The organism is Virgibacillus sp. (genome assembly GCF_013393565.1).
Classification (GTDB): domain Bacteria; phylum Bacillota; class Bacilli; order Bacillales; family Amphibacillaceae; genus Virgibacillus; species Virgibacillus dokdonensis.
This window is the reverse complement of the sequence record NZ_JABXHF010000027.1, coordinates 37,521-46,617: the sequence shown is the minus strand read 5'-3', so window position 1 is coordinate 46,617 and position 9,097 is coordinate 37,521. Positions and strand designations below refer to the sequence as shown.

Sequence of the window (9,097 nt, the reverse complement as noted above, 5' to 3'; positions counted from 1 at the left end):
TTGTCTTTTTTTCATTGTGTACAAATAACATATATCAGAAAATTCTGTTACCTATGTCTCAAATGGAAAATTAACGCTTGACTTGAAGCATTACTTTTTATGCAACGCTAGTGATAATTTCCTAGACCAGCACAAAAATATACTTATAGGATTTACAAAATTAATACATTTTATATAAAAATGGAGAAGTTTTACCGTTTCAATAAACAGCAACTTCTCCATTTTTATTATTCGTCTAATCCAATTGTGTAATCAACATTTTCTGAATACGTGTTACCAGCATTCCAAAGCAAGAACTCATTTATTTCATTTTCATACAACGCCTTAATCTGCGCCTCTACTTCGGCTTTGCCGTATTGCTTCGTTGCTCCAGAATACAACCAAGGTGCTTCAAAGTCTTGAAGCCAAGGTCTTGAAACTGGCGGTTCTTCTAAAGCACCTAATACTTTATTTTCCATCTTCGCATACTCATCCACTAATTTATAAGGCTCGGTATCTGGCTTTTCAATACCGAAATAAGATGTCCAATGACTAGGATAAATCATGGACGAAATAATATCTACGTTCTCTGATATTTTAGAAAAGTTCTGTCCAATTCCAGGCGCTTCTTCTATCGTAGCTGCATAACCAAAAATATCTACAGAAACATCAACATCGTAGTTTGATAATTCATTTCGCGCATATTCTACGAAATCAGTAACTGCTTGAACACGCTTTTGCACATCGTCCATTTCACTGTCCTTATAATCACCTAAACTATAATCCAATTCTTGGTCTCTCGTTTCAAATCCTTCCGGAAAACGAACATAATCAAATTGAATTTCTTGAAAGCCCATCTGCGCAGCCATCTTAGCCACTTCTACATTGTATTCCCATACTTCCTTTTGAAACGGATTAACAAACGCTTCCCCTTTATTATTAACCCACACTTGTCCATTCTTTTTAAATGACAGGTCAGGGCGTTTTTTAGCTAGAACGGAGTCTTTAAAAACTACCACTCTAGCAATCGGATAGATTTCTTTTTCTTCCAGAGTTTCCATCATTTTCTCAGGATTCTGTATCATATTTGAAGCCATATCTTCATAAGGAGAACCTTCTTCAGGAGTGAATGTTAAATTGCCATTATCTTCTTTTACATCAATGACCATTGAATTCAATTCCGTCTGATCAACAAAATCAACAAGATTGTTGAATCTGCTTCCTCCCGCTGAATTTCCAGTCACATAAATACCACGCACCGCATCTGGATATTCAAATTTATAGTCTGAGGTATGTACAAATCGTTTCATACTATCTTTTAACGGCTGTAGGCTAAGTTCACGTTCTTGGTGTAAGCTAGCAGTAGCTGTCTCTTCCCCATGTGCAACCATAGGAAGATTTAATAAAGCAATACTAATCCCTGAGATTAGTAGATTTCGTGTTTTTCTCATGCTTATCAATCTCCATTTTCATAATTGTAGTTCTAGTATAAAGGAAAACCTGTCAATTTTGAATGAAAAATATCAATTTATGTTGAAAATGATTAACATTTCCTAGATCACTCGTTATTTGTTAATAGGACGTGCTAGATTGTATTTATATAGAAGATAGATCCAATTTTCATTAATTCCTTTTTTACATATGCAAATTTAAAAAGTTTGTTCTATAATAAGGGTTAGATATATTAGAAAAACTTGACTTACCGCCAAAACTTCATGGCGGAAGCGGTAGTTTTTCTCAACTATAAAACCTAAAAATTATACTTTCCTATAGTATAAGAAAGGAAGTCTTCTTAATGACGAAGAACAATGTAAAACTAACAACGCTCACCACAAAAGGGGGATGCGGTTGTAAAATTGGCCCCGCTGATTTAGCTGACATTATAAAACAACTCCCTTCACCCACTCCAAACCCAAACGTCCTTGTCGGTTTAGATACAAGCGATGATGCTGGAGTATACCAAATTAATGAAGATACAGCTATTGTACAAACGTTAGATTTCTTTACACCAATTGTAGATGATCCATATTCATTTGGACAAATTGCTGCAGCTAACGCCATTAGTGATATTTACGCTATGGGCGGTACACCAATAACGGCATTGAACATCGTTGCTTTCCCAGTCCACACCTTAGATAAGGAAATTTTAGCCGATATACTACGTGGTGCTGGTGATAAATTGACTGAAGCGGGCGTTGCATTAGTAGGCGGACATTCCATTGATGACAAAGAACCAAAGTTTGGACTTGCCGTAACCGGAATCATACACCCTGCAAAAGTGCGGACAAACAGTGGAGTGAAACCGAATGATAAGTTAATTCTGACAAAACCGATTGGTGTAGGTGTACTAACAACATCTATTAAACGCAATTTACTTACAGATATAGAGATTGAACATGTTACGAAGGTAATGGCTACATTAAATAAAGTAGCTGCTCATATTATGCAAAGTTATGAAATACACGCCTGTACAGACATCACAGGTTTTGGATTGTTAGGCCATGCATCCGAAATGGCCATAGGTAGTGAAGTCAGTCTTACTATATACGACCATAAAGTCCCTAAACTACCTAGGGTTAAGGAGCTAGCAGAATTAGGTGCTATTCCTGGTGGTACAAAGAATAATTTTCAACACGTACAAGGAAAAGTTTCTTTTCCAAGTAGCATGGACCAAATAGACCAGTGGATTTTATGTGATGCGGTTACTTCAGGTGGTCTGTTAATGGCTGTAAAGGATAAAGAAGCTGCTCAACTACTATCTGAATTACAAGCTGAAGGTATACATGCCGCAATTATTGGCGAGGCTACGGAAGATACAAAATCACATATTTACGTACAGGAGTAAGATAGGAAGAGGTGGCAAAACATTGTTGCAAAATATTACTATTGAAGCACTTAGATCAATGAAGGAAAAAAAGAAACTTACGCTTATTGATGTAAGATCTCCTTCTGAATTTAACACCGCCACGATTCCAAACAGTATCAATATTCCCTTTTTTAATGACGAAGAAAGAGCAGAAGTAGGTACATTGTACAAACAAAAAAGTCCTGAAATAGCTAAAGAGCATGGCTTAAAAATAATGTCTGCAAAACTACCTGATTTTGTGAAAAGTTTTTCAAATACAGATGGAGAAAAGATTGTATTCTGTTGGCGCGGTGGCATGCGGAGTAAAACAACAGCTACTGTTTTAGACTTAATGGGGATTAGCGTTTATCGGTTAGATGGAGGCTATCGCAGTTATCGCAACTGGGTTGTGAACACGTTAGAAAATTTAAATTGGGATACGAAAGCACTCGTACTAAACGGTCATACTGGATCAGGAAAAACAACCATACTTAGAAGATTAGCAAAGCTAAATTACCCTGTTATTGATTTAGAAGGAATGGCTAATCACCGTGGTTCCATATTTGGTCAAATTGGCTTACAACCACATAACCAAAAAACATTTGATGCGTTGCTCATCGAACAAATAGAAAGCATAAAACAAACGCCATTTATGCTTATTGAAGGTGAAAGTAAGCGAGTAGGTAGAGTGATTTTACCAAACTTTCTCTTAAAAAAGAAGACGGAGGGCACGCAATTTATCATTGAACTTCCCATTGAAGAACGAACCGCAGAAATTATAAAAGAATACGAACCTTGGAAGTATAAAGAATCTTGTTTAGAAGCATTTAAACGTATCAAAAAGCGCATTCATACACCTATTGCTAAACAAATTGAAACGGAATTAAACGCAGGACACTACGAATTAGCAGTCATGCTATTGCTCAAATATTATTATGATCCTTTATACGACTATACGACGAAACAAATACCCGATAATAAAAAAATAAGAATTAAAGCGAAAAATATATCCGAAGCCTATCACTTATTAAAGGAGCAAATAGATAACAGCTTTTATGCCAAATAACCTAATCAGCAAATGACAAGAAATGGCGTAGACGCCAAACTCCTGCCTTGCAATCTTTAACAAAGCTTTATATAATAATACAAAACAAATACCATTAGCGATGACAAAGATATAGTACAATATTCCCGCTGGTTTTTAAGAGAGCTTGTGGCAGGTGAAAACAAGCACCATGGTTTATTGGAATTGGGCTTTAGAGCTTGTTAGCATGAATGAAGTGACCTTTTTCTATAGAAGGTAATTAGGGTGGCAACGCGGTTCAATCGTCCCTGTAACAGGGGATAATTGAGCCTTTTTATATGGAAAATAATGAAAATGGAGTGAACAAAATGACAACAATTTTTTCAGGAATTCAACCAAGTGGTACGTTAACTTTAGGAAATTACCTCGGTGCATTAAAACATTTTACGGAACTTCAAGATGACCATACATGCTATTTTTGTATTGTGGATGAACATGCTATTACTGTTCCGCAAGATCGATTAAAACTTCGAAATAACATCCGTTCGCTTGCAGCCTTATATTTAGCAGCCGGTATTGATCCAGAAAAATCAACGCTATTTATCCAATCAGAAGTCCCTGCACACACGCAATTAGGATGGATGCTACAATCCATCAGTTATATGGGTGAGTTAGAACGAATGACCCAATATAAAGATAAATCTGCAGATAGAGAAGCTGCTATTCCGTCGAATTTGCTCACCTATCCTGCCTTAATGGCGGCTGATATTTTACTATATCAAACCGATCTCGTTCCTGTAGGAGAAGATCAGAAACAACATTTAGAATTAACGAGAAATTTAGCACAACGATTCAACAATCGATATAACGATATCTTTACTGTTCCAGAGGTAAGTATACCTAAGGTTGGAGCTCGTATTATGTCATTGCAAAACCCATTAAAGAAAATGAGTAAGTCCGATGAGAATGAAAAAGGATTTATTTCTATGCTTGATGAACCAAAAAAAATCGAAAAGAAAATTAAGAGTGCTGTCACTGATTCTGAAGGAATCGTGAAATACGATAAAGAAAACAAACCGGGTGTATCTAACCTATTATCTATTCATTCCATCTGCTCTGGTGAATCTATTGCATCCCTTGAGCAAAAATATGCGCACAAAGGTTATGGAGAATTTAAGCAAGGAACAGCTAATGCTATCATTGAGGTGTTAAAACCAATTCAAGACAACTATTATTCACTCTTGGATTCTGAACAATTAGATTCAATTTTAGATTCTGGTGCCGAAAAAGCTGCCCTCACCGCAAATCGAACAGTTGCAAAAGCCAAAAAAGCAATGGGCTTAGGAAGAATAAAAAAGAAAAAATAATGTAAAATCAATGAGTGGGGCTTTTCTGTTATCCCCATTCATTGTTTAGTAACCCAAGGGGGGATGACCTATAGGCCTCTTGATTTAGGTGCTATTATTACCCGATTTGTTTTGTCCAACACTTATATAAAGAGATAAAAAACTTTCTCATTATTACGACATTCCTATAATGAAAAAAATCGGGTAAAGCGTAGTTGCTTAACCCGTTACTTTAACACTATAGAAAAGTATAAGTTTTAAGGATTGTAGTATAAGAAAAACTACAGCTTCCGCCATAAAGATTTGGCGGTAAGCCAAGTTTTTCTAAACATCCATTATTGCGAAGCGTTTTGTTCTTGCCCATTTTCTATTTCCCACATTTTTTCCAAGAAAGGCTGTCCTTTAATAAGTTTGTGACAGAAATCCTCATGCCGATCACTCCACCCTTTTTTCACGCCTTCATATAGGGCAGTCCAAACTGCTTTCTCATCCATAAAACGAATATATGGATAACGTTTTGGATTCCATTCTGTTAACCAATAACGTAACTCTTCCAAATTATTTGTCGTCCATAACTGATCTAACCCCATCATCATTAATTGTTTTAGTTGACGCTCTCTTCTAGTTAATCCAAAAACGAGTTCTGGTGGCATAGAAAGCATATGGTATTCTTTTTTATAATTGTTCCCGTCATATTTAAACGATTGCACTTTGGCATTTTTTATCATATCGTAGACGAGCTGTTCCTGCCTTGGAATTAATCTGCTTTTTCGAACTGGGATCCGATAACCAATAGTGTCAAAGATAAGGATTTCCTTGCCATCTGTTATAATGCTAGCATATTCTAGAACTGTTCTATCATGCCCTTTGCGCATATAAGCACGCTTATAGATAGCATCTAAAAGCGGTTTTGGGATTTCCTGCATATCATTTTCAATATAAGAGAACAGTTCTTTCGTTATGTATAATAATGGTATTTGATCTAATAATTCAATACCATCATCTTTACGCCACTCATGAAAATAACATACATTATAACCATTCTCTTCTCCTTCAAACCAATTCACCCAAACATCATGCATATATAGCATAAAACAACCCTCACTTTTTCAAACTGAATTTAACATACATTATGACCATCTAGCAGACAAAATATTCTAGTTACAACATATTATTTTTCAAATGAGCGTTTTAAACTATATGTTTTCAACAAAAATTTTTAAGATAACTACGACGAAGTATTCGTGAAATAGATGGCTAACTGTTTGGGTAACGTTTTAAAGCAATATGCATGAGAATCAGCCCAACTGGCAAAAAATAACATTCTACTCTACTAGTTATAAAACTCATATACTCTCCCCATGATAGACCTGCTGGAAGAAAATTCATATATGCAATAATGGTGACGCCACCCATAATAGAAAAACCAAAGCCCATTAAAAATAAAAACACGTATCCCATTTTCTCTCTCCTGCCTTGTCCTTTTTAATAGACTATGCTTGTCCCAAACTATACATGTTAGAAAAACTGTCCCTTTTCCAACTCTCCATAACGAAAGACACCACTTTGCTTATTAATAAAGAAAAAAGCCGATCAAATTTGATCGGCTTTAAATTGATTTTATGACGTTTCATAACTATGAAGAATTCTTCCTTCTCGCTTTCCAACTATGCTTGGTATTTTTTAAATAGTAGTGCAACATTATGACCGCCAAATCCAAGCGAATTACTTAACACAACTTGAACATGCTGTTTTCTTGCCTTGTTTGGAACATAATCCAAGTCGCAATCTGGGTCAGGATGTTCAAGATTAATGGTAGGCGGAACGATTCCTTCTTCAATTGCTTTAACAGAAATCACCGATTCTACACCGCCAGCAGCACCTAGTAAATGTCCTGTCATTGATTTTGTTGAAGAAATGACAACATCATTCGCATGGTCGCCCAATACTGTCTTTATAGCAGCAGTTTCAAATTTATCATTAAGGGCTGTGCTCGTACCATGTGCATTAATATAATCAACCTCATTTGGTGCAATTGTTGCATCATTTAACGCCATATCCATCGCACGTGCTGCACCTTCGCCGTTTTCTGCTGGCGCAGTAATATGATAAGCATCACCAGTAGCACCGTAACCAACAATTTCTGCGTAAATATGTGCCCCACGATCTAACGCCGTTTCTAAGTCTTCTAACACTAAAACACCGCAACCTTCTCCCATTACAAACCCATCACGATATTTGTCAAATGGGCGACTTGCTTTTTGTGGATCTTCATTAAGAGAGAGTGCTTTGGCAGAAGAAAAGCCAGCAAACGCCATGTTAGATATCGGCGCTTCTGTTCCACCGGTAACAATGGCATCGGCATCACCACGCTGCACGGCTTTAAAAGCATCACCTATGGAACTTGCACCTGAAGCACAAGCTGTAACAGAACATGAATTTATCCCTTTTGCACCTAATTGAATAGAAACTTGACCCGCAGCCATATCTGGGATCATCATTGGTACAAAAAATGGACTAACTCGCTTAGGCCCTTTTTCTAACAGTTTTCGATGCTGATCTTCCCAAGTTTGCATACCACCGATACCACAGCCAATCCAAACGCCTACACGATTCCGATTATCATCATCAATAGTAAGGTCGGCATCGTCAACCGCCATTTTGGACGCCACAACAGCATATTGTGTAAACAAGTCCATTTTACGAACGTCTTTCTTCTCGATATAGGCACTTGGATCAAAATCTTTCACTTCTCCAGCTACCTTAGCCGGAAATAGTTCTTTATCCACTTTGGTCACAAAATCAATCCCTGATTTCCCTGAAATTATGTTTTCCCACATGGTACTAACATGATTTCCAACAGGCGTAACAGCACCAACTCCTGTTACTACAACTCTTCTTTGTTTCATATGGTTTTCCTCCTAGCTCCATCCAGTTATCTTCCCCATTTTATGGCTAAGGCGCCCCATGTTAAACCGCCGCCAAAGCCAACTAAAACGATCAAATCATTATCATTTATTTTACCATCTGCGACTGATTCCGACAAAGCAATTGGTATAGAAGCTGCAGAGTTATTGCCATACTTCTTTACTGTTTGGGCCATCTTATCTTCGGAGATACCTAATCGCTGCCGAGCCGCCTCCATGATGCGGATATTTGCTTGATGTGGCACTAAATAATCTACATCATCTTCTTTATATCCAGCAGCTTTAATTACATTAACAGATGATTCTGGCATTTGTCTGACAGCAAATTTAAATACTTCACGACCATTCATATATAAATAACCAGTATCTTTTTCCTGCTTTAATTCTTTTCCGCCTGCACCATTAGCACCTAATTCGAACGAAAGAATCCCTTTACCATCCGATACTTGGCCCATTACGGCTGCACCAGCACCATCACCAAACAATACGCATGTGCTACGATCTGACCAATCAGTAATCTTTGACAGCTTTTCTACTCCTACAACTAATACATGTTTATATGTGTTGTTTTCAATAAATTGCTTTGCTGTTACCATCCCATACATAAAACCTGAACAAGCTGCACTAATATCCATGGCTGCTGCATTCCTTGCACCTAAACGTTCTTGAATCATACAGCTAACAGAGGGAAATGGTGTGTCAGGAGTTACTGTTGCGACTAAAATAAGGTCTATATCATTAGGTTCTAGATTCGCATTGTTGATAGCTTTTTCTGCTGCTAAAAATGCCATATCTGAAGTATCCATGTCCTCTTCTGCTATTCTTCTTTCTTCAATACCTGTTCTCGTACGAATCCACTCATCATTTGTATCGACGATCTTCTCTAAATCATGATTCGTAACGACTTTTTCAGGAACATAATGACCTAAGCCTAAAACACCAACATCCATATTTCCATCTCCTTAAAAAATCTAAA

Annotated in this window: 8 protein-coding genes and 1 other annotated feature; of the genes, 3 read left to right on the top strand and 5 right to left on the bottom strand. The window is 37.0% G+C overall.

Annotated features, from left to right (window positions below; all coding sequences use genetic code 11):
• Positions 1 to 227 precede the first annotated feature (227 nt).
• Positions 228 to 1,430 carry a putative glycoside hydrolase gene (locus tag HLX49_RS07810; protein WP_101933697.1) on the bottom strand — a complete coding sequence of 401 codons (1,203 nt, stop codon included), beginning with the start codon at positions 1,428 to 1,430 and terminating at the stop codon, positions 228 to 230.
• A 344-nt stretch (positions 1,431 to 1,774) separates the two neighbouring features.
• Here HLX49_RS07810 and selD point away from each other — a divergent pair, with 344 nt between their 5' ends.
• From selD to trpS, 3 genes are all read left to right on the top strand, one after another.
• The gene (gene selD / locus HLX49_RS07805; RefSeq protein ID WP_077703097.1) at positions 1,775 to 2,824 is read left to right on the top strand and encodes a selenide, water dikinase SelD; all 1,050 of its coding nucleotides are present in this window, start codon (positions 1,775 to 1,777) and stop codon (positions 2,822 to 2,824) included.
• 22 nt (positions 2,825 to 2,846) lie between these two features.
• Complete coding sequence (gene mnmH, locus HLX49_RS07800; RefSeq protein ID WP_101933696.1) at positions 2,847 to 3,890, top strand: tRNA 2-selenouridine(34) synthase MnmH; 1,044 nt, start codon at positions 2,847 to 2,849, stop codon at positions 3,888 to 3,890.
• Positions 3,891 to 3,981: 91 nt separating this feature from the next.
• Positions 3,982 to 4,161: a binding site (T-box leader), on the top strand.
• A gap of 55 nt (positions 4,162 to 4,216) precedes the next feature.
• Positions 4,217 to 5,215, top strand: a complete 999-nt coding sequence (gene trpS, locus HLX49_RS07795) for a tryptophan--tRNA ligase (RefSeq protein WP_077706860.1) — start codon at positions 4,217 to 4,219, stop codon at positions 5,213 to 5,215.
• A 314-nt stretch (positions 5,216 to 5,529) separates the two neighbouring features.
• Here trpS and HLX49_RS07790 read toward each other — a convergent pair whose 3' ends face one another.
• The 4 genes from HLX49_RS07790 to HLX49_RS07775 all read right to left on the bottom strand — a co-directional run bounded on the left by HLX49_RS07790 (position 5,530) and on the right by HLX49_RS07775 (position 9,071).
• Entirely contained in the window at positions 5,530 to 6,285 is a 756-nt protein-coding gene (locus HLX49_RS07790) for a YjbA family protein (RefSeq protein WP_077703095.1), read from the bottom strand.
• Positions 6,286 to 6,451: 166 nt separating this feature from the next.
• Positions 6,452 to 6,655: a YuzI family membrane protein gene (locus tag HLX49_RS07785; RefSeq protein WP_077703094.1), complete on the bottom strand. Its 204-nt coding sequence runs from the start codon at positions 6,653 to 6,655 to the stop codon at positions 6,452 to 6,454.
• 206 nt (positions 6,656 to 6,861) lie between these two features.
• Positions 6,862 to 8,103: a beta-ketoacyl-ACP synthase II gene (gene fabF / locus HLX49_RS07780; RefSeq protein WP_296361126.1), complete on the bottom strand. Its 1,242-nt coding sequence runs from the start codon at positions 8,101 to 8,103 to the stop codon at positions 6,862 to 6,864.
• Between the two features lie 26 nt (positions 8,104 to 8,129).
• On the bottom strand, positions 8,130 to 9,071 hold the full coding sequence (locus tag HLX49_RS07775) for a beta-ketoacyl-ACP synthase III (RefSeq protein ID WP_101933694.1): 942 nt from the start codon (positions 9,069 to 9,071) through the stop codon (positions 8,130 to 8,132).
• Between the last annotated feature and the right edge of the window lie 26 nt (positions 9,072 to 9,097).

What these genes read in the sequence shown, in the direction of transcription:
- HLX49_RS07790 (WP_077703095.1), bottom strand. Translation starts at nt 6,285, where the DNA reads ATGCTATATATGCATGATGTTTGGGTGAATTGGTTTGAAGGAGAAGAG.
- HLX49_RS07810 (WP_101933697.1), bottom strand. Translation starts at nt 1,430, where the DNA reads ATGAGAAAAACACGAAATCTACTAATCTCAGGGATTAGTATTGCTTTA.
- HLX49_RS07785 (WP_077703094.1), bottom strand. Translation starts at nt 6,655, where the DNA reads ATGGGATACGTGTTTTTATTTTTAATGGGCTTTGGTTTTTCTATTATG.
- fabF (WP_296361126.1), bottom strand. Translation starts at nt 8,103, where the DNA reads ATGAAACAAAGAAGAGTTGTAGTAACAGGAGTTGGTGCTGTTACGCCT.
- selD (WP_077703097.1), top strand. Translation starts at nt 1,775, where the DNA reads ATGACGAAGAACAATGTAAAACTAACAACGCTCACCACAAAAGGGGGA.
- trpS (WP_077706860.1), top strand. Translation starts at nt 4,217, where the DNA reads ATGACAACAATTTTTTCAGGAATTCAACCAAGTGGTACGTTAACTTTA.
- HLX49_RS07775 (WP_101933694.1), bottom strand. Translation starts at nt 9,071, where the DNA reads ATGGATGTTGGTGTTTTAGGCTTAGGTCATTATGTTCCTGAAAAAGTC.